Below are 24,423 nucleotides of genomic sequence, written 5' to 3'. Positions count from 1 at the left end.
ACGTCGGCGCTACTGGGCCGAGTAGCCGCCATCGACAAGGTGGTAGCTGCCTTGGATGAATGAGGCGCGGTCCGAGAGCAGGAAGACGATCAGCTCAGCGACTTCCCGGGACGATCCGAAGCGTCCCTGCGGGTGGAGCGCGACCAACTGGTCGCGCTCAGCGTCGGAGGCATCGGCCAGCAACGGCGTGTCGATGAATCCCGGCCCGACCGCGTTGATCCGGACGCCCTGCGTCGCGTACTCCAGGGCGGCCGTCTTGGTCAGTCCGACGACGCCGTGCTTGGCGGCCACGTAGGCGGGCGAGCCGACGAACCCGTTGGTGCCCAGGATCGACGCGACATTGACGATCGCTCCCGTGCCCTGGGCGACCATGACGGGCAGCTCGTGGCGCAGACAGTGGAAGACGCCGCTGAGGTTGGTGGCGATCACCTCGTTCCACGCGTCGATGTCGTGTTCGCCGGTGGGCTGCGTGGGCCCGGCGATACCGGCGTTGTTCACCGCCAGATCGAGGCTGCCGAAGGTGTCGACCGTGAAGCTCACCGCCGATTCGACACTCGTCGGATCGGTGACATCGACACGCGGAGTCGCGGCAGCCCGGGCGCCGTCGGCGACCAGCTTGTCGGCGGCGGCGCGGGCCCCCTCGGCGTTGTGGTCGGCGAGGACCACGGCGGCGCCGCCCGCCGCCAACCGCTCGGCCACCGCCAGACCGATCCCGGAGGCGGCGCCGGTGACGAGCGCGGTCCTGCCCGTGAACTCCTTCGCGAGCTCGGGTGCGTTCAGGTGGTCGCTCATGCCAGCTCGAATCCGTGGTAGCGCGCCACGGCGACGCCGTCCGCGATCTGCCGGTAGAGGCCGACACCGCCGGCGAACGGCATGAAGACACGTTGCTTGCCGGGGATGTTGGCGCCCATGTACCACGACGCGGCGCGGGGCATGAGGGTCAGATCGGCCAGGTCGTTCGTGGCGGCGACCCAGTTGTCCTCGTTCTCCGGCACCGCCTCCATACGGCTCAGGCCGCGATCGCGGAGGTGCCGTAGCGCCGCCTTGATCCATTCGACGTGGTACTCGATGGAGGTGAGCATGTTGGAGAGCACCGACGGGCTCTGCGGGCCGCAGACGGTGAAGAGGTTCGGGAAGCCGGCCGACATCAGGCCGAGATAGGTGCGCGGCCCGTGCGCCCACTTGTCCTTCAAGGTCCGGTCGCCGTTGCGGATCTCCATGGCGTCGAGGGCGCCGGTCATCGCGTCGAAGCCGGTCGCGAGCACGATCACGTCGAACTCGTGCAGGGTCTCGCCGGCCAGGATGCCGTGCTCGGTGAAGCGGTGGATGGGCTGTTCGTTGATGTCGATCAGCGACACGTTGCTCTGGTTGTAGACCTCGTAATAGCCGGTGTCGACGCACATGCGCTTGGTGGCGATCGGGTAGCTGCGCGGTGACAGCTTCTCGGCCACCTCCTGGTCATGGACCTTGGCCCGGATCCGGCTCCGTACGTACTCGGCCGCGACCTCGTTGGCCCGGATGTCGGTCAGGATGTCCGGGAAGGAGCGGTCGAAACAGAGGCCTCCTTCGGCCCAGCGCTTGTCGAACTCCTTCTGTACGGTGCCGGGTTCGGTGTCCAGCAGGGACGCGGATCCGCCGTTGCACTGGAACCCGTCGGGCGAGGTGCGGTTGTGCTGCCGGATCTCCGGATAGCGCTGCTTGGCCGCGGCCAGGCGCTCGGTGATCGGCCCGTTGTGCGCCGGCACGGCGAAGCAGGGCGTGCGCTGGAAAACGGTCAGCTCCCCGACGACGGGCGCGATGGCGGTGATGGTCTGCAGCCCCGAGGAGCCGGTACCGACCACCGCGACCCGCTTGCCTGCCAGGCCGACGCCCTCATGAGGCCAGCTCGACGTCCAGAAGATCTCGCCGCGGAAGTCGTCGAGCCCGGCGAAGTCGGGCCGGGAGGGCTTGGAGAGACACCCCGTGGCGGCGATCACGTGGCGGGCCGTCCGCGAGGAGCCGTCGTCGGTGGACACCCGCCAGTGCGTGGCGGCTTCGTCCCATTCCAGCTTCTCGACGCGGGTGCCGAAGGTGATGTCCTTGCGCAGGTCGTACCGGTCGGCGACGTGGCGTGCGTAGGACAGCAGTTCCGGCTGTGCGGCGTAGCGCTCGCTCCAGTTCCACTCCTGTTCCAGATCGGCGTCGAAGGAGTAGGAGTACTCGATCGACTCGATGTCGCAGCGGGCGCCGGGGTAGCGGTTCCAGTACCAGGTGCCGCCGACGTCGTCGCCCGCCTCGACGACGTGCGTGTCGAAGCCCAGCGCGCGCAGGCTGTGCAGTTGGTACAGGCCGGAGAATCCGGCGCCGATGACGAGCACGTCGTGGTCAGACACGGCGGATCTCCTTGCTGTCGTAGGAAGAAGCGAAGTCGTTGATGTGGTCGGCCACGAGCCGCAGGCCCTCCTCGTGGCCGGGCAGCACGCCGGCCATCTGGAAGAAGGCGTGCATCTGCCCCTCGGCCTCGCGGAGCGTGACCGGCACCCCGGACGCGCGCAGGGCATGTGCGTAGGCGACTCCCTCGTCGCGCAAGGGGTCGTACTCGGCGACGTAGACCAGGGCCGGTGGGAGGCCTGCCAGGCTCTCGGCGCGCAGTGGAGACGCGTCGGGGTGGGTGCGCGCGGCCTCGTCCGGGAGGTAGTGGCCCCAGAACCAGAGCATGCTGTCCCGGTCGAGCATCAGCTGGTTCTCGGGCGCGAGGTAGGACTCGGTGTCGGTGGCGCAGTCGGTGACCGGATAGACAAGCACCTGCTGGTCGATGCGCGGCCCGGCCTTGTCCCGGGCCCAATGGGTCATCACGGCGGCGATGTTGCCGCCGGCGCTGTCGCCCGCGACGATCAGCGGCACGCCCTCGGGCGCGAGCTCCGTAGCGTGGTCGGCGACCCAGCACAGCGCGGTGTAGCTGTCCTCCAGCGCCGTGGGGAACGGATACTCGGGCGCCTTGCGGTAGTTGACGAGCACGACGGTCGAGCGGGTCTCGTTGGCCAGGCGGCGCCCGACGTGGTCGTACTGGAGGTCGATGTCGCCCAGCACCCATCCGCCGCCGTGGAAGTAGACAATGATCGCCTGCGGCGGGTCGGACGGCCGCAGCACGCGGGTGCGGAACGTACCTCCCTTGCCGTCCAGTTCGAGGTTCCGGACCGAGTCCACCTCCGGTCCGGCCCCACTCAGGCCGGCGGCGATCATGTCGCCGAGCCGGGCGATCGCGGGTGTCGACTCGTGCAGAGCCGGACCTCCGGCCTCGGCGAGTTCCGCCAGGAGAGCTAGGGACGATGGTTCCAACGGCATGGCATCTTCTCCTCGTTCGCGTCGCACAAGGCCCCACGGAGTGCACGTCGTGGTCATGGCCGTTGATGAAGAGGCTTCGCCCCGAGGGCGCGCGGCGGCACGAAAGGCGTGACGGGGCGCGACTCGGCCGCCTCTGGGTGCGGGTTCGACAGGGGCCCTCGAGATCGTGGTGCTGGTGTCCGCACCATCGTGGTACCCGTGGGTACCAAACTTTGCACGGTATGGTAACCACGAGTACCGCAACGCCGTCAATGATCGGGAACGACCGAATCGACATGAGCGAGCAGCAGCAGTCCGCGCAGCAACCCCCCACGTCCGAGGGTCTCGAGGCCCGCCGTCAGCGCTTGCTCGACGGCCTGGCGGAGGCGATCCGCGAGAAGGGCGTGCAGAACACCAAGGTCTCCGACATCGTCCGCAACGCGCGCACGTCGAAGCGGACGTTCTACGAGTGCTTCGCCGACAAGGAGGCCTGCCTCGCGGAACTGGCCGACGCGTGGGCCGACGGGCTGCGCCAGGCCGTGGTCACGGCGGTCGACCGCAGCGCCTCCTGGGACGCGCAGATCGACACGGCAGTGGATTCCTTCCTCGCCGCGATCGCGCACGACCCCGCGCTGTCGGCGGCCATCCCGCGGGAGCTGCCTGCGCTCGGCAGGCAGTACTTCGCACTGTTCGAGAAGGACATCGAGTTCTACGCCGCGTTCTACATGGAGCTGTCGCGGGGGCCGATGATGCGCCGCGCGGGCGTGCAGCCGCTGTCCTGGGAAAAGGCCGTCATCCTGGTCGGGGGCCTGTCGGAGCTGACCGATCGTGTGCTGCGGACCGGGGGGTCGCTGGACGCCGCGGGCGAGGCGATGAAGGAGTCGATGAAACTGCTCGTGAGGGGGCCGGGACAGGCCGGCGACTGAGGCGGCGGCCCGCTCCCGCACCCCTCACGGAGCCGGCGGGTGGATCAGAACCACTCGGGGGCGCAGTGCCGGGTCGTCCCGTCCAGGCTGTCGAGCAGGTCGAACTGCGGTCCCGTGCGCGGCAGTTCCCAGCGGTAGAAGTACCGGGCCGCCTGCCTCTTGCCCGCGCGGAAGTCGTCCGTGGCGTCTCCGAGCGCGAGGAACTGCTCCAGCCAGATCCAGGCCAGCACCACGTGGCCGACGGCCTCCAGGTAGACGGAGGCGTTGGCCAGGGCGGTCTCGGGGTCGGCCGTCGACCACAGCGTGGCGGTCGTCCGCTCGACGCGGGCCGCCGCCGCTTCCAGCCGTGCGCCCATTTCGGCCGCTTCGCCGCCGGCGGCCGCGGCCCGGGCGGCCGTCGCCGCGAGCGTGTCCAGGAGCAGCCTCAACCCGGCTCCGCCGCCCATGACGACCTTGCGGCCGAGCAGGTCGAGGCCGTGGACCCCGTGGGTGCCCTCGTGGATGGGGTTGAGCCGGTTGTCGCGGTAGAACTGCTCGACGTTGTACTCGCGGGTGTAGCCGTAGCCGCCGTGCACCTGGATGGCGAGGTCGTTGGCGGCCAGGCACCACTGCGACGGCCAGCTCTTGGCGATCGGCGTCAGGACGTCGAGCAGCAACCGGGCTCGGGCACGCACGGACTCCCTCTCGGCGGTGCGCTCGTCGTCGAGGAGCCGGCTGCAGTAGAGGACGAGGGCCAGGGCGCCTTCCGCGTAGCTCTTCTGCGCGAGCAACATCCGTCGCACGTCGGAGTGTTCGATGATCGGCACCTGCGGGGCACCGGGGTCCTTGTCCGTCAGCGGTCGGCCCTGGGGACGCGTGCGGGCGTAGTCGAGGGCGTGCAGATAGCCGGTGTAGCCGAGCGCGGCGGCGCCCTGGCCGACGCCGATGCGGGCCTCGTTCATCATGTGGAACATGTACGCGAGCCCCTGGTGCGGCTCGCCCACCAGGTATCCCACGGCGCCGGGCGCGCCGCCCGGGGTGTGCCTGCCCTCGCCGAAGTTGAGCAGGGTGTTCGTGGTGCCGCGATAGCCCATCTTGTGGTTGAGGCCGGCGAGCACCACGTCGTTGCGCTCCCCGAGGCTGCCGTCCGGTCCGACGAGGAACTTGGGCACGATGAACAGCGAGATGCCCTTGACGCCCGCCGGGCCGCCGGGGATCTTCGCCAGCACCAGATGGACGATGTTCTCGCTCAGCTCGTGGTCGCCGCCGGAGATCCACATCTTGGTGCCGGAGACGCGGTACGTCCCGTCGTCCTGCGGCACCGCGCGGGTCGTGATGTCGGCCAGTGAGGAGCCGGCTTGGGGCTCCGAGAGGCACATGGTCCCGAAGAAGCGGCCCTCGACCATGGGCCGCACGAAGGTGTCGATCTGCTCCTTGCTGCCGTGCGCCTGAAGCAGGTTGGCGTTGCCGACGGTGAGGAACGGGTACGCGGAGGTGCCGACGTTGGCCGCCTGGAACCAGGCCGTGCAGGCATTGGCGACCACGGCGGGCAGCTGCTGTCCGCCGATGTCGTAGTCCATGGCGGCGCCGATCAGTCCGGAGTCCGCGAAGACCTTCAGGGCCTCCTTGACCTCCGGGATGACGTGCACGCGCTCGCCGTCGAAGCGGGGCTCCTCGGCGTCGCTCTTCTTGTTGTGCGGGGCGAAGTGCCGGGTGGCGATGGCCTCGCTGAGATCCAGGACCGCGTCGAAGGTGTCCCGGTCGTGGTCGGCATAACGGGGGCGTCGGGTCAGCGCCGAGACGTCCAGCCAGTCGTACAGCAGGAAGTCGAGGTCGCGGCGCGAGAGGATCAGTGAGTCCATGGTCGGGCATCCGATCGGAAGGGCGGGCGGAACGGTCGGCGAGCCGGGATACTAAGCGGTCGCTCAGATCGGGTCAACGGGAACACGCACGCAGTGCGTCAGAGCCCCATGGCCTTGGCGATGATCATCTTCATGACCTCGCTGGTGCCGCCGTAGATGCGGTTGACCCGGCTGTCCGCGTACAGGCGGGCGATCGGATACTCGTTGATGTAGCCGTAGCCTCCGTGCAGTTGCAGGCAGCGGTCGATGACCCGGTCCGCCGTCTCCGTGCAGAACAGCTTGACGCTCGCGGCCTCGTCCGGCGTCAGCTCACCCGCGTCCAGGGCCTCCAGGGCTCGGTCGGTGACGGCCTGCGCGGCGTCCACCTCCGCGCGGCAGGCGGCCAGTTCGAACCGGGTGTTCTGGAAGGAGGCGACCGGCTTGCCGAAGACGGTGCGCTGCTCCACGTACTCCTGCGCGAAGCGCACCGCGGCGGCGGCCTGCGCGTAGGCGCTGTGCGCGATGCCCCAGCGCTCGGAGGGCAGGTTCCGGCCGAGGTAGGAGAAGCCCTGGTGCTCCTCGCCCAGCAGATCCTCGACCGGCACCTTCACATCGACGAACGCCAGCTCGGCCGTGTCGGAGGTGCGCAGGCCCAGCTTGTCGAGCTTGCGGCCGATCGAATAACCCTCCGACTTGGTGTCGACGGCGAAGAGCGAGAGTCCGTGGCGGCGGTCGTCCTCGGGCGCCGGGGCGGTCCGGGCGCAGACGATGACGCGGTCGGCGTGCACGCCACCGGTGATGAAGGTCTTGGCGCCGTTGAGGAGGTAGTGGGTGCCGTCCTCGGACAGCTTCGCGGTGGTCCGCACCCCGGCGACGTCGGAACCGGTGCCCGGCTCGGTCATCGCGAGCGCCCACATCTCCTCGCCGGTCACGAACTTCGGCAGGAAGCGCTTCTTCTGCTCGTCGGTGGCGAGCATCTTGATGTACGGCAGGGAGAGCAGCACATGTGCGCCGGTGCAGCCGAACAGGACGCCGGCACGGGCCGTCTCCTCGGTCAGCACCGCTTCGAACTTGTGGGTGTCCACGCCCGCGCCGCCGAACTCCTCGGGCACGCTGATGCCGAAGATGCCCAGCTCGCCCAGTCGGCGATAGAAGTCGCGGGGCACCTGGCCCGCCTCGTACCACTCGTCGTAGACGGGCAGCACCTCCGCCTCGATGAAGGAGCGGAGGGTCTGGCGGAAGGACTCGTGGTCTTCGTCGTACACGGTGCGGAACATGCGGGTTTCCTTCGGCAAGGGATCGGGCGGCGCGACTCCGCCGCCCCGGCTCAGGGGGCAGCAAAGCGTGCCAGCGCGGTGCGGTGATCGGCGCCGCCGTATCCCGCACCCGGTTGGGGGACCAGCCCGCGCACGGTGGCCGGTCCCCCAGGTGGGCGGTCTTTCCCCGCTCGGCGGGAACGGCCGCGACGCGCGCTGCTTACTTCAGGGGCTTCGTTCGCCCTGCGTCCCACCGCACCGCGATCTGCTCACCGTCCAGACTGAGGAAGACACCCATGAAGACGAAAGCCGCCGTCCTGACCGGCCTCGACCAGCCGTTCGAGATCCTTGAGCTCGACCTGGACGGGCCGCGTGCGGGCGAGGTCCTGATCCGCTTCGTCGCGGCCGGTCTGTGCCACTCCGATCTCCATCTGCCGAGCGGCGATCTCCCTTCCCGCCTGCCGATCGTCGCCGGGCACGAGGGAGCCGGCGTCGTCGAGGAGGTCGGCCCCGGCGTCACCAAGGTCAAGCCCGGCGACCATGTCGTGTGCAGCTTCATCCCGAGCTGCGGAATCTGCCGCTACTGCTCCACGGGCCGGCAGAACCTGTGCGATCTCGGCGAGTTCCTGCTGGACGGACAGATGCTGGACGGCACCTTCCGCTTCCACCACGAGGGCACCGACGTCGGCGGCATGTGCTCCCTCGGCTCCTTCTCGCAGTACGCGACGGTGTCCCAGTACTCGGTGGTCAAGATCGACCCGTCGATCCCGCTGGAGACCGCCGTCCTGGTCGGCTGCGGCGTCCCGACCGGCTGGGGCACCGCCGTCAACAGCGGCAACGTACGGGCCGGCGACACCACGGTGATCTACGGCGCCGGCGGTCTCGGCATGAACTCGGTGCAGGCGTCGGTCCAGGCGGGCGCGAAGCACGTCGTCGTGGTGGATCCGCAGGAGTTCAAGCGGGAGACGGCGCTGAAGTTCGGTGCCACGCACGTCTTCGCTGACGCCGAGCCGGCGCTGGAGACGATCCGGGAGCTCACCCGGGGCAAGATGGCCGACCAGGCGCTCGTCCTCGTCGGCACCCTCGAAGAGACCGTGGTGCAGTCCGCCTTCTCGGCTATCGGCAAGGGCGGCGTCGTCGTGGTGACCGGCCTGGGCAGCATGGAGGCGCTCAATGTGCGGGTCTCCGGCGCGGAGCTGACGCTCTGGGAGAAGACGATCACCGGGTCCCTGTTCGGCGGCTGCAACCCCCAGTACGACATCGTCAAGCTCCTCGATCTCTACCAGGCGGGGCGGCTCAAGCTCGACGAGCTGGTCACCCGGCGCTACCGGCTCGACGAGATCAACCAGGGCTACCAGGACCTGGTGGACGGCAAGAACATCCGAGGCGTGATCATCCACGAACACTGAGGTACTCCTCCCTCACAGTCCGGCGCGGTGCGGCCCCACACGGTCGCACCGCGCCGTTCCGTTTCCCGGCCGGAACGGCTTCGGGGGCTGCCCCTGGAGTGACCCGCGAGTGACCCCGCTCACACGAACAGGTACTGGTGCAGGTAGTTCCCCCGGTGCTCCGGGGGGCGGCCCGGAAGCAGTCTCGGAGGCACGAACACGTGGGAAACAGAGCCGCCCCCGAGGAGGAACGATGAGTGAAGTTCTCCTGCAGACCCGTTCACGGAGCGCCATCGGCGTCATGCCGGCCGGACCGGCCCCCGAGGACCGATGTCGATCCCAGCGGATCCTCTGTGTGGACGAGAACGAACTCGTCCAGGCCGGGCTGCGCTCGATCCTCACGGACGAGCCGTGGGTCGCGTCGTGCCTGGTCGCGCCGTCGGCCGAGACGGCCTGGCACGTGGCCCAGCGGCACCGTCCGCAACTGGTCCTCGTGAGCTCCTCCCTCGGCGGCCGGTCGGGCCTCGAACTGTGCCGGATGTTCAAGGAGCACATGTCGCACGTCCGCGTCGTGCTCATGTCCGGCGAAGGGCGCATGTCCGCGTCCATGGCGCTCCAGCACGGCGCGGTCGCGTCTCTGTCGAAGCACATGCCGCGCGCGGCGATCGCGGCCGCTCTGCGCCGCGTCGCCGAAGGCGCCCGGGTCTTCCCGGTGGACGCCCGGCCGCCGGCCGTGCGGCTGTCCCCGCGCGAGCTGGACATCCTGCAGCACGTCGCCTCAGGGCTCAGCAACCCCGAGGTCGCCGCCTCCCTGAACCTCTCCCGGCACACGGTCAAGCAGCACACGAGCGCGGTCTACCGCAAGCTCGGGGTGCGCAACCGGGCTCAGGCCGCGAGCCGCGCCCAGCAACTGGGCCTGCTGGTCTGACCACCGCTGCCGTTCTCCCCCAGCCGGGCGGTATCGGCGCCCCGAGCCGGTCCGGGAACCGGCCGCGGCACCGATCATGACGCCATGACGTTGAGCAACCACGACCCGGCCCGGGTCCTCGTGGTGGGGGCGGGGCCGGCCGGCCTCACCGCCGCACGGGCACTCGCCGCGGCCGGTACCGAAGTGACCGTGCTCGAAGCCCGCGACCGGGTCGGCGGGCGCACCTGCACGGTGCGGGAGTGCTTCGCCGCAGGGCAGTACGGCGACCTGGGCGCGGAGCTGGTGGGCACCGGCGCGCACGCGCTGATCCGCCTGTGCGCGGAGGTCGGCGTCGAACTGTCCGACCCCGTGTGGATCGAGCGCCCGGACACCCGGCCCGACGAGACGCCGCTGGAGGGCCTGCTCGCCGACGAACGGATCGTCGTGGGCTCCGAGCTGCTGACCGGGCCGCGATTCGCGGCGGTCGACGACGAGATCCGGGTCGCGCTGCTCGCCACACCCCCGGAGCCGCACGAGGTCGCCGAGCAGTGGATCCGTCGCGCGGGGCTCTCCGCGCTCGCCCGCGGGGCGCTGGCCGGGATCGCCCGGATGCCGGTGCAGTACGACCCCTTCCAGACCGACACGCAGTACCTGCTCGGCCCTCATCTCGGCCCGGTCCGGCGCATTCTGGGTGGTGCGCAGGCGCTGGCCGACCGACTCGCCCACGATCTCGACGTACGCCTCGAAGCCCCGGTACGGGGCGTCCGGCAGTCCGGCGGCCGGGTCGAGGTCGAGTTGGAGAGCTGTGAGCGGCTGCTCGCGCGCCAGGTCGTGATGGCCGTACCGGCGTTCGTGCTGCCGACGATCGGTTTCGATCCGCCGCTCCCCGCGACGCTCACGGGGGCGCTCACCTCGTTGCAGCGCGCGGCCGGTGGCAAGGTGATCGCCCAGTACGCGGAGGGCGACGCGGTCCGCGCCGCGCTCACCCGCGGCGTCTTCAGTGACGGGCCGGTGAACACCGCGTGGGTCGGCAATCCCCATGTCACGGACGGTCCCGCCGTGGTCAGCGGGTTCGTCTCCGGCACGCAACGGCACGTGATCGAGAGCGATCGCACGGCGCTCGACGCCCTCGACGCCCTCGTGGGCGTCGCCATCGGCGCACCGGTCACCCGGATCGCGAGCGCCCGCAAGAACTGGACGGCGGACCCGTTCGCGCTCGGTATGGGTGCGACGGCCCGGCACACCGCCCGGGGCGCCCTTGCCGCCCAGTTCGCGACACCGGACCGGCGGGTCCACTTCGCCGGTGACCACACCGACGCCCACCTGGGCGGCACCCTGGAGGCCGCCGTGCGGTCCGGCGCTCGGGCGGCCGACGAGGTGCTCCGGCTGCCCACCCGCATGTCACTCGCCGAGATCAACGAGAGGTTGGTGCGCGCATGAGCACGATCGTCATCGGCGCGGGCCTCGCCGGGCTCGCGGCCGAGCGGAGACTGGCCCGTCACGGGGAGGAGGTCGTCGTCCTCGAGGCGCAGCCGTACGTCGGCGGCCGCACCCGTACGGTGCGTGACCGCCTGTGCCACGGGCAGCCGGCGGACCTGGGCGCCTCGTTCATCGACATCGGCCAGGACAAGATCCTCGAGTACTGCGCCGACCTCAAGGTGGCCATCACCCCGCAGGTCGCGCTGTTCCCCACGGATCCGGACGGCCGGCTGACCGCGGCCTCGCCGCTGCGCGAGACCGTCGTCGTCGACGGGCTGCGGCTCGCCGACGACGCGCGAGACCGGATCGCCGACGAAGTCCGCGCCGCTCTCGACAGCGCCCCGCCGTCGCCGACCGAGACGATCCCGGCCTGGGCGGCCCGTGCCGGCCTCTCCCCCGTCGCCCGCCGGCTGTTCTGCGGGCAGACCGGATACAACCCGGTGCACGAGGCGTCCCAGATCCGGATGTCGATGCTCGAACCACCGCACGTCGGACGGGTCTGCTGGATGCTGGCCGACGGCACCGACTCGCTCGCGCGGGCGATGGCCGAGGGGGTCGACATCAGACTGGAGCAGCCGGTGCGGCTGGTGCGCCGGGGCCGCGGCGGGCTGGTCGTCGAGACGGACACGGACCGGTTCACCGGCCAGGACGTGGTCGTCGCGACGCCGGTCACGCCCACGCTGCGGATCGGGTTCGCCCCCGTGCTGCCCGAATGGAAGACCGACGCGCTGCTCAGCACCCCGATGACCCAGGGCGGCAAGGTGATCGGCCAGTACGCCGACGGCGCGGAGCTCGTCCGCCGCCTCGGCCGGTCGGCGCTGAGCGACGGCCCGATCTCGCTGATCTGGGCCCGGCCGGTCGGGCCGCGGGACTCGGTGGTCGTGCTCGGCCTGCTCGCCGACCGCGCCGACGGCGTGCTCCGCGATGAGGCTCGGGCCCTGGGCGCCCTGGACCGGCTGGTCGAGGCCGCCACCGGGCTGCGGCCTCGGCGCCTCGCGGGACTGGTGCAGGACTGGACGCGGGAGCCGTACGCCGGCGGCGTCGTGTCGACCCTGATGGGTGACTTCCCGAGGCTCCCCAGCCTGCTGGCCCAGAGCGTCGGCCCGGTCCACTTCGCGGGTGAGCACACGGCCGAGATGTGGGCCACCGGCATGGACGGCGCGCTGCGCTCGGGCGAGCGGGCGGCGGACGAGGTCCTGCAACGGCGGCGGGGCGCGAAACCGCTGGTCGCGGCGGCGAACTAGGACCCGCGCGATCACTTCCGGTGGCGCGAATGCGCTGGTAGGTTCGCCAGCCGTACCGCAGCCGCACCACGAAGGAACACCTTGGCATCACCGTCGGCGAGTTCCCCGCGGGCCGTGCCCGCCGACCTCACGAGCTTCGTGGGACGACGGGACGATCTGGCCGCCGTGCGGCAGCTGTTCTCGGCGAGCCGGCTCGTGACGCTGACCGGCATGGGCGGGGTCGGCAAGACACGTCTCGCGCTCCAGGCGGGTCACACCATGCGCCGCGCGTTCCCCGACGGGGTCTACCTCGTGGAGCTCGCCTCGCTGACCGATCCCGATCTGCTGCCTCAGACGGTCAGGGACGCCATCGGGCTGCGCGAACAGCCCGCCGTGGATCCGCTCGGCGCGCTGGAGGACTTCCTGGGCAAGCGCCGCCTGCTGCTCGTCCTGGACAACTGCGAGCACCTCGTCGACGCGACCGCCGATCTGGTGGACCGGGTGCTGCGCGCCGCACCCGAGGTGAAGGTCCTGGTCACCAGCCGCCAGGCACTGCGGACCGTCGGCGAGCACATCTATCCGGTCGCGCCTTTGCGGACGCCTGAGCCCGACGCTCTTCAGTCAGGCACCGCCAAGCGGTACCCGGCGGTCGCGCTGTTCGCCGACCGGGCCGCCGCGGTCCTGCCGGGCTTCACGATCACCGAGCGGAACGAGGCGGCGGTCGTCCGGCTCTGCCGCCGGCTGGAGGGCATCCCGCTGGCGATCGAGCTGGCCTGTGTGCGCCTGCGCGCGCTGACCGTCGACGAGCTCGCGAGCCGGCTCGACGACCGGTTCGAGCTGCTTCGCGAGGGCAGCCGGAACCTCCCGGAGCGGCACCAGACGCTACGCGCCCTCATCGACTGGAGCTACGACCTCTGCACGCCGGTCGAGCAGCTCCTGTGGGCCCGCGCATCGGTCTTCGCGGGCGGCTTCACCACGGACGCGCTCGAGGGGGTGTGCACCGACGAACGCCTGCCTGTCGCCGCCGTCCTCGACACGGTGGCTCGCCTGGTCGACAAGTCGATCCTCATCCGCGGGGAGCACGCGGGCCACACACGGTTCGGGATGCTGGAGACGCTGCGCGAGTACGGGCGGGCCCGGCTGGCGGAGGCCGCGGAGGCCGCCGACACCGCACGGCGCCACCGCGACCGCTACGCCGAGCTGATCGCCACGGCCGGACGTGAGTGGGCCGGCCCCCTGCAGGAGGAGTGGGCGACCTGTCTCCAACTGGAGCACGCCAACATCCGGCAGGCGCTCGAGTACTGCATGTCCGTGCCCGGCGAGGCCGCGACCGGCCTCCGGATGGCGGCGGTGCCCTGGTTCTGGGGTGCGATGGACCACCTCACCGAGGCGCGCCTGTGGCTGGACCGCGGTCTGGCCCTGCACCGGGAGCCGACCCACGAACGCGTCTGGGCCCTGGCGACCACCGCGTACATCGCCGGGTTCCAAGGTGACGACGACGCCTCGGCCACCCACGCGGACCTGGCCCACGAACTGGCCGCCGGCCTCGACGACCGGGCCCGCGCCTACGCCGATCACGTGCGCGGATTCCGCCGCTCGCTCGGCGGCACGGCGGACCTGGCGAGCGCGGTGCCGCTCCTGACCGAGGCGCTGGCCGAGTACACCGCCAGCGGCATGGAGGCCCAGTACGCCGAGAGCCTGATGGTCGAACTCGGCGCCTCCCTCCTCATGTTGGGCGACCACGAGCACGCCCGCTCGGTCGCCGACGAGCTGCGAGAACGCTGCGCCGCGCGCGGCGAGCGGTGGAACCTGTCCTACGCCCACTGGCTGCGCGGCATCCTGACACTGTTCGACGGGGACCCCGAGCGGGCCGAGCAGGAGCTGTTCGAGGCGCTGCGGATCAAGCAGGTCTTCCGCGACACGCTGGGGCTCGGGCTGACCCTGGAGAGCGTCGCCTGGACCGCCGCGGTCCGGGGTGAGGCGGAGCGGGCGGCGCTGCTCTTCGGGGCCACCGACGAGATCTGGCGCACGCTCGGCGCACGCCAGATGCGCGCGTTCCGCAAGCGCTACGAGGCGATGGCGCGTGAGCGGGTGGGAGACGCCCGGTTCGAGGTGGCCCGCGAGCGCGGCAGCCGCCTCGGTGTCGACGAGGTGATCGCGGTGGCTCTGCGCGAGTCGGCCGACGACGAGTCGCCGGAACCGCCCGCACCTGCGACCCGGCTCACCCCGCGCGAACAGCAGGTGGCGCGTCTCGTGGCCGAGGGCCTGTCGAACAAGGAGATCGCCGCCCGGCTGGTGATCTCCCTGCGGACCGCCGAGGGGCACGTCGAGCGGATCCTGTCCAAGCAGGGCTTCACCTCACGCGCGCAGATCGCGATCTGGCTGACCCAGCAGGCCGCGCAGGGCTGACGCCCCTCCCGCGCCGGTTTCCGCACCCTCCCTCCCCCGACTAGGGGGTCCTTTCGGCCGGCACCGGCCGGTGCCGCGCCGGGGCGCCGAAGGTGGGTGGCAAGCGCTCAGCCATCGAGAAAGAGGGATGCCGTGAGTACCTACGCGGTTGTCGACCCCACCACCGGGGAGACCGTCAAGGAGTACGCCGCACTGTCGGACGAGGAGCTTGCCGCGAAGCTGGACCGCGCCGGCGCCGCGTACCGCACCTGGGGGCGTACCTCGTCGGTCACGGACCGTGCGACGCTGCTGCGCAACGCCGCGGCGCTGTTCGTCGAGCGCCGGGAGGAACTGGCGTCCGTCATCAGCCGCGAGATGGGCAAGCCGACCAACCAGGGTGTCCTGGAGGTGGACTTCGCGGCCGCGATCTTCGAGTACTACGCGGACCGGGCCGAGGAGTTCCTGGCCGACGAGCCGGTTCCGCTGGCGTGGGGCGAGGGCACCGCGGTGGTCCGGCGCCAGCCGCTGGGCGTCCTGCTGGGTGTCATGCCGTGGAACTACCCCTACTACCAGGTCGCGCGTTTCGCCGCGCCCAACCTGATGGCGGGCAACACCATCCTGCTCAAGCACGCCTCGCAGTGCCCGCAGTCCGCGGCGGCCATCGAACAGCTGCTGCTGGACGCCGGTTTCCCCGCCGGCGCCTACGAGAACGTCTACGCCACCTACGCCCAGATCGACACCGTCATCGCGGACCCACGGGTCGCCGGTGTCTCGGTCACAGGCTCGGAGAAGGCCGGTGCGACGGTCGCGCAGAGCGCCGGACGTCACCTCAAGAAGGCAGTCCTGGAACTCGGCGGCTCGGACCCGTTCGTCCTGCTGAGCACCGACGACCTCGACGCGGCCGTGGAGGCCGCGCTCGGCGCCCGCTTCTACGACAACGCCGGCCAGGCCTGCAACGGCGCGAAGCGCTACATCGTCATCGACGAGCTCTACGACGCCTTCGTCGAGAAGGTGGTCGCCACACTGGCCGGACTCCGGCCGGGAGCACCTGACTCCGAGGACACCGTACTCGGCCCGGTCTCCTCGGTCGGCGCGGCCGAAGGGCTCGAGAAGCTGCTGAACCGTGCGGTCGAGGGCGGCGCCAGGATCGCGCTGGGCGGCACGCGCGACGGAGCCTTCGTCGACCCCACCGTCCTGGTCGACATCGACCCCGCCAACGAGGCGGCCAAGGAGGAGTTCTTCGGGCCGTTCGCGCACGTGTACCGGGTGCACTCGGAGGAAGAGGCGATCGAGGTCGCGAACGACACCCCGTTCGGTCTCGGCTCGTACGTGTTCACGACCGACCCCGAGCAGGCGCGCCGTGTCGCCGACCGGATCGAGGCCGGCATGGTCTACGTGAACGTCGTCGGCGCCGAGGAGCCCGGCCTCCCGTTCGGCGGCGTCAAGCTGTCCGGCTTCGGCCGCGAGCTGGGCCGGTTCGGCGCCGAGGAGTTCGTCAACCGCAAGCTCATCCGGACCGGCGCCTGAAGCTCCACCGACACGTCGGCTGTGGGGCGCGCACCCGTGGTGCACGCCCCACACATCTCCTCACCTACGGCCGAGCTCGACGTTCGCGTCCCAGGCGGCGGCCGTGATGCCGCGCTCGCGCACCTTCGCCTTCTCGATGCGCTCCGAGGGTGTCTTCGGGAGGCTGCCGACGAACTCGACGTAGCGCGGAACCGCGAACCGCGGCAGGTCCTCGGCGACGAACGCGACCAGCTCCCGTGCCTCGAGGTCCTGGCCCGGCAGCGGCACGACCAGGACGGCCACGTCCTCCTCACCGACTTCGGACGGCACTCCGATCGCGGCGGCCTCCAGGACCTTGGGGTGGGCCACGACGGCCTCCTCCACCTCCCAGGCGGACACGTTCTCGCCGCGTCGGCGGATGGAGTCCTTCCGGCGGCCGACGTACTCGAGCCCGTCCGGGTGCCGCCGCATCAGGTCCCCGGTGTGGAACCAGAGGTTGCGCCATGCTTCGAGCGTCGCCTCGGGCCTGCCCCAGTAGCCCTGCATCATCGAGAAGGGCTCACGCGGGCGGCAGACCAGCTCCCCCACCTCGCCGGGCGCGACCGGCATGTCGGTGTCGTCGACCAGCCGCACGTCGAGTTCGGGGACGGCGTCGCCGATGCGGCCCGGCACCGTGGAGCCCGCGGGCGCCGAGGTGATGAGCACGCACTCTGTCATGCCGTACGCCTCGATGAGGTCCACACCGAAGCGGCGCTCGAAGTCGCGCAGGATCTCGCCCGGGGTGGATGAGCAGATCGCCAGCCTCGCCGGCAGGGCGGCGTCGTCCGCGCGCGGCGCCTGTTTGAAGAGCATCCACAGCATGGTGCCGATGGTCGAGAAGACGCTCGCGCCGTGTTCGCGGACCTCGTCCCAGAATCCGGTGACGCTGAACCGGTGGCCGATCACCACGACTCCGCCGGCGACCCAGGTCGTGGCGACGAAGGCGCGGGCGTCGATGTGGAACAGCGGCTGGACGCAGAGCACGACGTCGTCCGCCCGCAGGCCCGTCAGGCGCACCGCGTGTTCGCCCTGGGCCGGGTAGTAACGCTGCGGCAGCATCACGCCCTTGGAGGGTCCGGTGGTCCCGGAGGTGTACATGATGGTCGCCGTGCCGCTCGCCCGCGGCGCGGGCAGCTCCTGCGCGAAGTCCGCGCCGAGCGCGAGCAGTTCGTCGAATCCGAGCTGCCGGGCGCGGTCACCGAACGGGGTCCCGGCGGCCTCCCCGACGCAGACGACGTACACGGGATCGTCGGTGATCGTGTCGGCCAGGATCCGCAGGCAGTCCGCAGTGCCGACCAGCACCCGAGGTCGGGCGTCGTGCACGAAGTGGTCCAGGAGCCGGCCGCGGGCCTCGATGTTGAAGGGCACGTCGATCGCCCCGGCCGCGTTCGCTCCGAGCCAGGCGAAGAGGGACTCGGGCCGGTTGCCGCACATCACGCCGACGCGGTCCCCGGGTGCGACACCGAGGGCGCGCAGGCCTCGCGCCACGCGCTCGACGTGGTCGAGGGTCTCCTGACGGGTGAAGGACCGGCCGCCGATCCGCAGGAACTCGCGGTCAGGGTCCTCGGCGGCTGCGGTACGGATGACGGAGAGGATGCTGTCCTGGGAAGGCATGACGGAATCGTCCCCGCCAACTCTGCGATACCGGGCTCCCGTCGTTGCCCCGCCCGCCCGGTCGGGGGAGGCGGACTTCCCGCTCCCCTGCCCCCGCAGCGGTCACCGCGCGAGCCACGCCTCGATCCCGGCGCGTTCCGACGCGGGGAAGGGCATCGACCGACGGCGTACCCGGTCCCATCTGACCAGGGTCGCCGTCGCCTCGGTGTGCACACCGCGTGCCGCCGTGCGCAGTTCCTCCTGGATCACGACGGTGCTGCGGGTGAGGCGCACGGGCGCGAGGGAGGCGATGACGGGGCCGTCCGCCAGGAGCAGCTCGCGCCGGTAGTCCAGTTCGAGGCGTACGAGAACGAACGCGGGCGCCGGGTCGGCCATCAGCTCGGCGAGCCAGTGCCCGTGCGCGAGTTCGAAGAGCGTGAGGTGGGCGGCGGCGGTCACGTGCCCGAGGTAGTCGACGTACTCCTCGCGCAGTTCGAGCTCGGTCGTCCATCGCGGATTCACCGGGCACCTGCCCATGCCGGAGCGGTCGCCGGTGCCCCGGGCCGCGTCACCGGCGTCCCCGGCAGGCCGGTGCCGGCGCGGCCGAGCAGGCCGAGTTCCTGCGCGCGGCTCGCGGCCTCGGCGCGGTTGCGCACGCCGAGCTTTCGGTACACCGCGCTCGTGTGCTGCTTCACCGTGTGGCGGGACAGATGGAGGGTGGCGGCGGTCTCCGGGTTGCTCAACCCTGACGCCAGGTGCCGCAGGACGTCGAGCTCCCGCCGGGACAGCTGGACCTTCGGGGCCGACACCAGTGCCTTCGGGAAGATCCGGCCGCCCTCGGCGACATGCCGCAGCGCCCGCACGAGGGCGCCCGGCACCATCCGCTTCGACAGCGCCGCCACCGCGCCCAGCGCCGCCGCGGGCGCTGCCGGGACCCGGCCCTCGGCGAACATCAGCACCACCTTCACGTGCGGCATCTGCTCCCGCAGGATCCGGCACAGCTCGGGTGCGGACCAGTCCCCCAGCGACGTACTGACCAGCACGATCTGCGGCAGGTGACGACGCACCACCCGCAGGGCCGTGTCCGCCGAGCTCGCCACCAGGCAGGTGTCGACCCACGACGCGTCGGTGAGGACCGCGCGCAGCCCCGCCGACAGCAACTCGTGCTCGTCGACCACGAGCACCCGTTGCGGGCGCAGGCCGTCCGTCCCGTCCTCCACTCGCCGGTCCGTGGCTTCGGAACATCGCGTCGCGGCCATCGTCATCGCAGCACCTCGTTCGACGTCTCGTTCGCCAGGCGTTCGCCTGCTATGTGCACAGTCGTCGCCGACGCGCGCGCGAGCACCCGTGAAACTACCTGTTTCGGCTACCTGCGCCGAAGGTGCGGCGGCCCAGCTTCACCGGCAGCGCCTTGACCTGGTTGATGAAGAACGACTCGGCATGCGGCGCCTCGCCGGCGATCTCCATCTCCGGATAGCGCTTCAGCGTCTCCTCGATCATCAGCCGCAGCTCGAGCCGGGCCAGCGCGTTGCCGAGGCAGAAGTGACGGCCGCCGGCTCCGAACGCCTGGAGCTCGGGGTTGCGGGTCACGTCGAAGCAGTGCGGGCCTTCGTACCTGTCCTCGTCCCGGTTGGACGACGGATACCACATGACGACCTTGTCGTCCTCCTTGATCAGCCGGCCGCCGATCTCGACGTCCTTGGTCGCCGTGCGCCGCATCATCGAGAACGCCGGGTACATCCGCAGGGCCTCCTCGACGACGTTCGGCACGAGCGACATGTCGTCGAGGACCAGGCGGCGCTGGTCGGGATTTTCCATCAGCGCCTTCATCGCGCTCACGTACGTCGCCATCGCGCTGTCGTTGCCGGCACCGATGAGGAGCAGCGTGCCGTACATGATCTCCTCGGCCGAGAACGTCTGCCCGTCGATCTCGGCGTGCACGAGGACACTGATCAGGTCGTCGGTGGGGTTCGCCCGGCGCGCGTCGATCATGTGGGTGACCTCCTGCATCAGGGTCGGCAGGAGCTCATTGACGTAGGCGTCGATGCCGCCCGGGTTCAGGTCCGGGTCGTCGCGGCCCATGTAGCGCTTCATGTAGTTCGCCCACTTGACGTCCTCCTCCTCCGGGATGCCGAGGAAGCGGTGGACGACCCGCGCGACGACCGGCTGGGAGACGGCGCTCACCAGGTCGCAGGTCTCCGCGGCATCGAGGCGGTCGAGGACCGTGACGACGATCTCGCGGATCCAGTCCTGGCCGGCGCCCTCGACGCCGACCTCGGCGATCACCGCGACCGCCGCGGTGATGAACTGCTCGCGCCGCTCATCGGCCGGGACGTGTGCCATTCCCACTCCTGTTCGTCGATCGGTCGGGCGGACCATGGTGGCCTCGAAGCTCAGGCGTCGGTACAACGTGCGGCGAGGTACACCCACCTGGGAGGGCCGTCCAGGACGACAAAGGGCCCGTCGCCGTCGGCCGCCACCCCTCGCGACATCACCCAACCGGGCAGTCCTCGCCTGCCGTTCACGGTGGCTCATGACCCACTGCGTGCATGGTCGGCGCATGACTTCAGCACCCACCCAGCTCTTCGACGTCACCGGCAAGCGCGCGCTCGTCACGGGAGCCAGCCGCGGCATCGGCCGCGCCATAGCCGTCGCCCTCGCCGGCGCGGGCGCCCACGTGGTCGCCGCGGCCCGCACCGAGAAGGCCCTCCAGGAAACCGCCGCACTGGCCTCCGGCGCACCGGGCCGGATCGACATCCTCGCCACGGACCTGCGGACCCCGGAGTCCGCGGAGGCAGCGATCCACTCCGCCGCGGAGATCCTCGGCGGGCTCGACATCCTCGTCAACAACGCCGCCGACGACCACGATTCACCCATCGAGAAGACCGACCTCGCGGTGTACCAGCGGGTCATGGACCTCAATCTCCAGTCCTGCTGGGTGATGACCAAGGCGGCGTCGCCGTACCTCAAGGACGGGGGCGGCAAGGTCATCAACATCGCCTCGGTACTCGGTCTGGTCGGCATGCTCGACGACAGCGTGTACATCGCCGCCAAGCACGGTCTCATCGGCCTCACCAAGGCGGTGGCTCTGGAGTGGGCCCGTGCCGGGGTCCAGGTGAACGCCATCGCGCCGGGCTTCGTGGACACCGCGATGATCGGCAACCTCAAGGAGAACGAGGCCCTCCAGGCGTACGTCAAGAAGAAGACCCCGATGGGCCGCGCCGCGCAGCCCGAGGAGTACGCCGGTCCGACGGTCTTCCTCGCGTCCTCGGCGTCGGACTTCATGACGGGTCAGGTGCTCGTCGTGGACGGTGGCTACTCCACTCAGTGACCCGTCAGCCCGCGAACGTATCGGCCGGTGTGAGCTCGTCGCTCACACCGGCCGATGCCTTTCTGTGCTCGCGGATCAGGCGCGCGATGCGGCCTCGGCCCAGGACACGCCGTTCAGGATGTCCCGCTTGCTCAGCGCCAGTTGACGCGGCGCGTTGATGCACAGCGCGCCGCGCAGGCGTTCCCCGCGGCCGAACAGGGCGACCAGCGAGGTGTCGTCCGCCTGGACGATCTTGACCTGGTCCCGGCCGTCCACCTGGCCGACGAACTTGATCTTGGCGTCGAACTGGTCCGACCAGAAGTACGGGACGGGCGCGTACGGCTCGTTCTCGCCGAGGAGCGTGCGGGCCGCGTGGTTGCCCTGCTCGACCGCGTTCAGCCACTGCTCGACCCGCATGGTCTCGCCGAACAGCCGGTTCGGCCAGCGCACGAGGTCGCCGGCCGCGACCACGTCGGGGGCCGTGGTCCTGAGCGTCTCGTCGCACAGCACCCCGTTCGCCACCTCGACGCCGCTGCCCTCGAGCCAGCCGCACTCGGGCTGGACCCCGACACCGGCGACGATGAGGTCGGCGGTCAGCACGGTGCCGTCGGCGAGACGGACCCGGTTCCCGCCGGAGGTGACCTCGACCCGGTCGATTCCGTTGCCGCAGTAGAAGTCCACCCCCTGTGCGACGTGGTGGTCCTGGAACCAGTGCCCGAGCTCCGCGCCGAGCACCCGGGTCAGCGGGACCGGGGCGATCTCCACGACCGAGACGTCCAAGCCCAGCTTCCGGGCCGTGGCGGCGACCTCGAGACCGATGAAGCCGGCCCCGATGATCACCAGTCGGCGGCCGGGCCGCAGCTCCTCGTGCAGGACCTGTGCGTCGCCGAACGACCTCACCTCGTGCACCTGAGGCACGCCGTCGAGCATCCCCAGCGGGCGGGGCCGGCATCCGGTGGCGACCACGAGGCCGTCGTAGGACAACTCCCGGCCGCCGGCGAGGAACAGCGTCTTCGCGGCGGCGTCGAGCCCGACCGCCGCCGCGCCGAGACGGACCTCGACGGCGTTCTCCTCGTACCAGCCGGGCTTCTTGATCAGCAGGCTGTCGTGCGGGTGGCCTTCCCGCAGCGCCTCCTTCGACAGTGCGGGCCGGTCGTACGGCAGCAGGTGCTCCGCACTGACCAGCGTGATGTCCCCCTGATGTCCCGCACGCCGGAGCCCGTCGACGGCGTTGACCGCCGCCACCGAGCCTCCGACCACAACCACGCGGTCCACGGCCTCAGCCCCGCTCGAGGGCGATGACGCCCTCGGGGCACGAGCGCACGGCGCGCTCCGCCTCCTCCAGGCGGTCGTCCCCGGGGTGCGGCTCCAGGAGAACGGCCTGCCCGGACTCGTCGTCGATGTCGAAGAGGTCGGGGCACTCCATCATGCAGCAGGCACAGCCCGTGCATCCGTCGAGGTCGATCTTGAGTGTCAGCGCCATGAGGGCTCTCCTTGCGTTCTGGCCCGTGCGTTCCGTCGGGTCCGGCGACCAGGCTGGAGCCGTACGCGGCCCCGGAACGGGCCGGGCCCCGAAGAGTGCCCAACCGGGGGGTCTCCCCCGGGAATCCGTCCTCCCCCGGCCGGGGGACAGCGCTCACCGGCGGCCCGAGGAGTCGGTGCGACGCGCTCTAGCTTCGTGGGACCTTGCGGGAAGAGAGGATCCGACGTGCAACCTCACAACGATTCGGCGGAAGCGACCGCCGGCCACGCGAAGGTGGAAGCGACGCACCTGAAGGGCCACCTGGGAACGGGCGGTCTGGTGCTGACGGCGCTGGCCCTGAACGCTCCGCTGGCGATGATGGCCGGTTACATCCCGTTCGACATCGGGCTCGGGCTCGGGGCGGCGACGCCGCTCGTGTTCGTTCTGGTGATGGCGCTCATGCTCGTGTTCGCCGTCGGTGTGCTGGCCATGGCCCGGCACATGCGCCAGCCAGGAGCCTTCTACACGTACATCACGGCGGGGCTCGGACGATCCGCCGGTCTCGGGGCCGGCTTGTGCGCGCTCGTCGGCTACATACTGCTGGCCGGTGGCTCGTACGTGTTCACCGGCATCCTGATCCAGAAGCTGGTCGCCGCCTACGTCCCCGGCATCCACCTCGACTGGTGGGTGGGCGCCCTCGGGATGTGGGTCCTGGTCACGGCGATCAGCCTCTTCAACATCGACGTGTCCACCAAGGTGCTGGGTGTCTTCCTGTGCGTCGAGGTCGCCATCGTCCTGCTCTGGAACCTGCGCGTCTTCCTCGACGGCGGCCCCGAGGGCCGGGGCCTGGACGTGACCGCGCAGCTGGGCACGGGGTCGGCCGGCATGGCGTTCCTCTTCGGCGTCGCCAGCCTGGCCGGTTTCGAGTCCTTGCAGGTCTTCCGTACCGAGACCCACGACCCGCTGCGGACCATTCCCCGGGCCAGCTACGCCACCGTGGCCCTGCTCGCGGCCTTCTACGCCCTCAGCTCGTGGGCGTACCTGGTCGCCTTCGGGACGGACGCCGCGATCGCGACCGCCGCCGATCCGGCGGGCGGCTTCACCGAAAGCCTGGCCCACTACGCCGGGAGGACGATCGCCGACCTCGCCGTGGTCATCATGGTGACCAGCGCACTCGCCTCACTGCTCGCCATGCAGAACATCTCGGCACGCTACGTCTTCGCCCTCGGCCGGGACGGTGTGCTGCCGGCCTGGCTCGGCAAGGTCGACGCTCGATTCCACGCGCCGACCCGGGCCGCGGGCGCCATCGGCGCGTCCCTCGGGGTCTTCACTCTGGCCGTTTTGGCCTTGCGGCTCGATCCCGTGCTGACCTACCTGGCGACTTCCGGTCTCGGCCTGTGGACCCTGATCACACTGATGGGCGGGACCGCGCTGTCGGTGGTCCGGTCCTTCCGCCGCAACACCGGGCTCGAACCGTCGGTGTGGAAGGCGCTGATCGCCCCCGGCCTCGCGACGCTCGGCTTCGCCTACGTGATCACCCAGGCCACCCTGAACAAGAACGTCATGATGGGCGGCAACGCGACCCTGGCGACCGTCTCCATCGGACTCGTCGTGGCCGTCTTCGTCGGCGCCCTGGTCTACTCGAGGTGGCTGCACGCCAGACGGCACGAGGTCTGGCTCCGCATCGGCAACCAGGACTGACCCCTGTCCATATGGTTGATCGGCGGCCCCGCGAGCGGGGGCGCCGGTCAACCCGTTGGACAGATCTAACGCCCGGCTCTGGAACGCCGTGCGGGCCGCGCGCCGGCCGGGGGCGGCGGCCG

General features: G+C 70.8%; 20 protein-coding genes. 9 read left to right on the top strand and 11 right to left on the bottom strand.

All coding sequences use genetic code 11. From position 1 onward, the window contains the following. Positions 1 to 9 precede the first annotated feature (9 nt). The 3 genes from ACIBTU_RS08670 to ACIBTU_RS08660 are packed head-to-tail and all read right to left on the bottom strand — an operon-like array spanning position 10 to position 3,324. Complete coding sequence (locus ACIBTU_RS08670) at positions 10 to 792, bottom strand: SDR family NAD(P)-dependent oxidoreductase (protein WP_399125236.1); 783 nt, start codon at positions 790 to 792, stop codon at positions 10 to 12. Then, entirely contained in the window at positions 789 to 2,372 is a 1,584-nt protein-coding gene (locus ACIBTU_RS08665) for a flavin-containing monooxygenase (protein WP_399125235.1), read from the bottom strand. The genes ACIBTU_RS08670 and ACIBTU_RS08665 overlap by 4 nt, the downstream gene beginning before the upstream one ends. Next, entirely contained in the window at positions 2,365 to 3,324 is a 960-nt protein-coding gene (locus ACIBTU_RS08660; protein ID WP_399125234.1) for an alpha/beta hydrolase, read from the bottom strand. The genes ACIBTU_RS08665 and ACIBTU_RS08660 overlap by 8 nt, the downstream gene beginning before the upstream one ends. A gap of 275 nt (positions 3,325 to 3,599) precedes the next feature. On the opposite strand from ACIBTU_RS08660, the gene ACIBTU_RS08655 reads away from it, so the two are divergent. Next, positions 3,600 to 4,229: a TetR/AcrR family transcriptional regulator gene (locus tag ACIBTU_RS08655; protein ID WP_399125233.1), complete on the top strand. Its 630-nt coding sequence runs from the start codon at positions 3,600 to 3,602 to the stop codon at positions 4,227 to 4,229. A 44-nt stretch (positions 4,230 to 4,273) separates the two neighbouring features. Here ACIBTU_RS08655 and ACIBTU_RS08650 read toward each other — a convergent pair whose 3' ends face one another. Both ACIBTU_RS08650 and ACIBTU_RS08645 read right to left on the bottom strand, forming a co-directional pair. After that, positions 4,274 to 6,070, bottom strand: coding sequence for an acyl-CoA dehydrogenase (locus ACIBTU_RS08650; protein ID WP_399125232.1), 1,797 nt, complete (start codon positions 6,068 to 6,070; stop codon positions 4,274 to 4,276). Positions 6,071 to 6,168: 98 nt separating this feature from the next. After that, positions 6,169 to 7,326, bottom strand: a complete 1,158-nt coding sequence (locus ACIBTU_RS08645) for an acyl-CoA dehydrogenase family protein (RefSeq protein WP_399125231.1) — start codon at positions 7,324 to 7,326, stop codon at positions 6,169 to 6,171. 275 nt (positions 7,327 to 7,601) lie between these two features. On the opposite strand from ACIBTU_RS08645, the gene ACIBTU_RS08640 reads away from it, so the two are divergent. The 6 genes from ACIBTU_RS08640 (at position 7,602) to ACIBTU_RS08615 (ending at position 16,217) form a co-directional block, all read left to right on the top strand. Continuing rightward, entirely contained in the window at positions 7,602 to 8,714 is a 1,113-nt protein-coding gene (locus ACIBTU_RS08640; RefSeq protein ID WP_399125230.1) for an NDMA-dependent alcohol dehydrogenase, read from the top strand. Between the two features lie 232 nt (positions 8,715 to 8,946). Further along, positions 8,947 to 9,621 carry a LuxR C-terminal-related transcriptional regulator gene (locus ACIBTU_RS08635; RefSeq protein ID WP_399125229.1) on the top strand — a complete coding sequence of 225 codons (675 nt, stop codon included), beginning with the start codon at positions 8,947 to 8,949 and terminating at the stop codon, positions 9,619 to 9,621. An 84-nt stretch (positions 9,622 to 9,705) separates the two neighbouring features. Then, complete coding sequence (locus tag ACIBTU_RS08630; protein WP_399125227.1) at positions 9,706 to 11,040, top strand: flavin monoamine oxidase family protein; 1,335 nt, start codon at positions 9,706 to 9,708, stop codon at positions 11,038 to 11,040. Continuing rightward, entirely contained in the window at positions 11,037 to 12,323 is a 1,287-nt protein-coding gene (locus ACIBTU_RS08625) for a flavin monoamine oxidase family protein (RefSeq protein WP_399125226.1), read from the top strand. The genes ACIBTU_RS08630 and ACIBTU_RS08625 overlap by 4 nt, the downstream gene beginning before the upstream one ends. 81 nt (positions 12,324 to 12,404) lie before the next feature. After that, entirely contained in the window at positions 12,405 to 14,711 is a 2,307-nt protein-coding gene (locus tag ACIBTU_RS08620) for a LuxR C-terminal-related transcriptional regulator (RefSeq protein ID WP_399125225.1), read from the top strand. A gap of 132 nt (positions 14,712 to 14,843) precedes the next feature. After that, positions 14,844 to 16,217 (top strand): NAD-dependent succinate-semialdehyde dehydrogenase, encoded by a 1,374-nt coding sequence (locus tag ACIBTU_RS08615; RefSeq protein WP_399125224.1) that lies wholly within the window; start codon positions 14,844 to 14,846, stop codon positions 16,215 to 16,217. A 60-nt stretch (positions 16,218 to 16,277) separates the two neighbouring features. On the opposite strand, the gene ACIBTU_RS08610 is transcribed toward ACIBTU_RS08615, so the two are convergent. The 4 genes from ACIBTU_RS08610 to ACIBTU_RS08595 form a co-directional block, all read right to left on the bottom strand. Continuing rightward, positions 16,278 to 17,849, bottom strand: a complete 1,572-nt coding sequence (locus ACIBTU_RS08610) for an AMP-binding protein (RefSeq protein WP_399125222.1) — start codon at positions 17,847 to 17,849, stop codon at positions 16,278 to 16,280. Between the two features lie 102 nt (positions 17,850 to 17,951). Then, positions 17,952 to 18,350, bottom strand: coding sequence for an acyl-CoA thioesterase (locus ACIBTU_RS08605; RefSeq protein WP_399125221.1), 399 nt, complete (start codon positions 18,348 to 18,350; stop codon positions 17,952 to 17,954). Continuing rightward, positions 18,347 to 19,093: a response regulator transcription factor gene (locus tag ACIBTU_RS08600; RefSeq protein WP_399125220.1), complete on the bottom strand. Its 747-nt coding sequence runs from the start codon at positions 19,091 to 19,093 to the stop codon at positions 18,347 to 18,349. The genes ACIBTU_RS08605 and ACIBTU_RS08600 overlap by 4 nt, the downstream gene beginning before the upstream one ends. Positions 19,094 to 19,181: 88 nt before the next feature. Then, on the bottom strand, positions 19,182 to 20,171 hold the full coding sequence (locus ACIBTU_RS08595) for a cytochrome P450 (RefSeq protein WP_399125219.1): 990 nt from the start codon (positions 20,169 to 20,171) through the stop codon (positions 19,182 to 19,184). Positions 20,172 to 20,388: 217 nt separating this feature from the next. Here ACIBTU_RS08595 and ACIBTU_RS08590 point away from each other — a divergent pair, with 217 nt between their 5' ends. Further along, complete coding sequence (locus tag ACIBTU_RS08590) at positions 20,389 to 21,159, top strand: SDR family NAD(P)-dependent oxidoreductase (protein WP_399125218.1); 771 nt, start codon at positions 20,389 to 20,391, stop codon at positions 21,157 to 21,159. Between the two features lie 75 nt (positions 21,160 to 21,234). On the opposite strand, the gene ACIBTU_RS08585 is transcribed toward ACIBTU_RS08590, so the two are convergent. Together ACIBTU_RS08585 and ACIBTU_RS08580 are read right to left on the bottom strand one after the other, a co-directional pair. Next, positions 21,235 to 22,413, bottom strand: coding sequence for an NAD(P)/FAD-dependent oxidoreductase (locus tag ACIBTU_RS08585; RefSeq protein WP_399125216.1), 1,179 nt, complete (start codon positions 22,411 to 22,413; stop codon positions 21,235 to 21,237). A 4-nt stretch (positions 22,414 to 22,417) separates the two neighbouring features. Then, positions 22,418 to 22,621: a ferredoxin gene (locus ACIBTU_RS08580; RefSeq protein ID WP_399125215.1), complete on the bottom strand. Its 204-nt coding sequence runs from the start codon at positions 22,619 to 22,621 to the stop codon at positions 22,418 to 22,420. Between the two features lie 225 nt (positions 22,622 to 22,846). On the opposite strand from ACIBTU_RS08580, the gene ACIBTU_RS08575 reads away from it, so the two are divergent. Next, a complete protein-coding gene (locus ACIBTU_RS08575; protein ID WP_399125214.1) occupies positions 22,847 to 24,301 on the top strand; it encodes an APC family permease in 1,455 nt (484 codons plus the stop codon). Positions 24,302 to 24,423 lie beyond the last annotated feature (122 nt).

It is taken from the genome of Streptomyces sp. NPDC050145, from assembly GCF_044460245.1.
In the GTDB taxonomy this organism is placed as follows: domain Bacteria; phylum Actinomycetota; class Actinomycetes; order Streptomycetales; family Streptomycetaceae; genus Streptomyces.
This window is presented reverse-complemented; position numbering and strand designations above follow the sequence as displayed.